Here is a 1555-nt window from a genome sequence, read left to right as displayed (position 1 = left end):
TCTTACGTTATTCGGGTCTTTAACTCAATATGAATAACGCTAGATTATCATTATAAATCAATAGCTTGTCACCAGCTGACAAGCTTGCGAAATAAGCCTTCTGTCGACAAATCTGATGCGTTACTTTCTTTCTCTAAATGCTCTTCATCATACATCATTCTGCCATCCATGACGTGCTTTCATAAGTTTCTCTACCGCTATAAGCTGGTCGCTTTTGTATCGTCGGAGGTTCTTCATAAGCCACGCACATCAATCCAAAGGCATCTGCCCCATGACTGGACCAATCATGCTCTGCTCCCAAGCCAATATTACGCTTCTCATCCCATTTCTCGTGATACCAGTTCAGTGCCTTACGTCCTGCTACTGTCGTCTTCTCATTAAACCAAACAGAAGGCAAAACACGGCGGACTGTTTCTATACGTATCTTAACAGCCCCTGCTCCCTGATTGGGAACAACCTGTGTTTCAAAGCCCGCATCATTCAAAGCACTCTCAAAACTCACATTGTGCACACGGTCTCTGGTCGCACCGTCATGGGGGAGAAACATCAATGCCTTCTCATAACCATTTTGACGCAACCAACCGATATGTTCGGATAAAGGCTGTCCCTGTGCTTCGTAATAATCAAGCACTCTGATCTCTCTACCAACAAATTGCGCTATCCATATCGCCGTAGCATCTGCCTTAGCACCTGTGCCCCCAATATCCCAAAAGGCGCGTATTTGCATTAAAGGATCACGCGCAACGCGCCCTATCCGCCCCTCCTGCTCGGCTGCCAACATTTCCTTTTGATAATAAGCGCCTTGAACCGCTGTAAGATAAGCCCCTTCCCAGATATGCTTATAGGTCTCTGGACGGTTTCTCAGATCATCAAGCCGCGCTTCATTCAAGATCTTGGGAAACTTCGGATTGTCTGACCAGTTGATCTCAACACGCTTGATTGCCTCATTGTCTGAAAAGCGAAACCGCTTCTCAACGGGGGCATTCTCTCGCAACGGGTTCCATGTCACCCATAATTCTGCCCGCCATCCCTCTCCTTCTTCTCGCAAAGTCGGTATAAGCGTTTGCCAAGCCGTCTCTGTTACCGGCTCTGCTTCATCAACCCAACAAAGCAAAATGCGCCCCATCGATTTAATGCTCGCAATATTACGGTCAAGACCAGAAAACTGAAAGGCTACGCGACCATCTATCGACTTAATCGACGATTCCCCAACCTTGTAATAGTCCTTTAAAAAGTCGTGCGCTTCAATGGCGCGCTTAATCTCCTCCAATGAACTTTCTGCCAAAGAATTCTGAAACTGACGTGCACAAAGAATAGTCCCCGATATCCCTCTCCTACCAAATTGATAGCCTTTTAAAGCAGCCATCAATGCAAATGATCTTGTCTTTCCAGACCCTCGTCCACCCCAAGCCGCCCGTACCAAAGCGTCCCCATCAAAAATAGGAATGAGTTTTGGTACAATATTAATCTGTCGTGTTGTCATTGACCAAAGGCGCGATTTCTACACGCGTTATCACCTTAATGGCTCCCCCATCTTCACCTGTTACCTGTAAAG

At 46.6% G+C, this 1555-nt stretch carries 1 protein-coding gene; it reads right to left on the bottom strand.

All coding sequences use genetic code 11. From position 1 onward, the window contains the following. Nucleotides 1–154 precede the first annotated feature (154 nt). Complete coding sequence (locus ACFINI_RS09860) at nt 155–1483, bottom strand: PBSX family phage terminase large subunit (RefSeq protein WP_375648031.1); 1329 nt, start codon at nt 1481–1483, stop codon at nt 155–157. Between the last annotated feature and the right edge of the window lie 72 nt (nt 1484–1555).

Origin of the sequence: Bartonella sp. AA56HLJMS (assembly GCF_042197145.1) — a bacterium.
Taxonomy (GTDB): Bacteria; Pseudomonadota; Alphaproteobacteria; order Rhizobiales; family Rhizobiaceae; genus Bartonella.
This window is presented reverse-complemented; position numbering and strand designations above follow the sequence as displayed.

Bases quoted from the DNA above. Each gene is read 5' to 3' on its own strand.
- ACFINI_RS09860 (WP_375648031.1), bottom strand. From the start codon at position 1,483: ATGACAACACGACAGATTAATATTGTACCAAAACTCATTCCTATTTTT.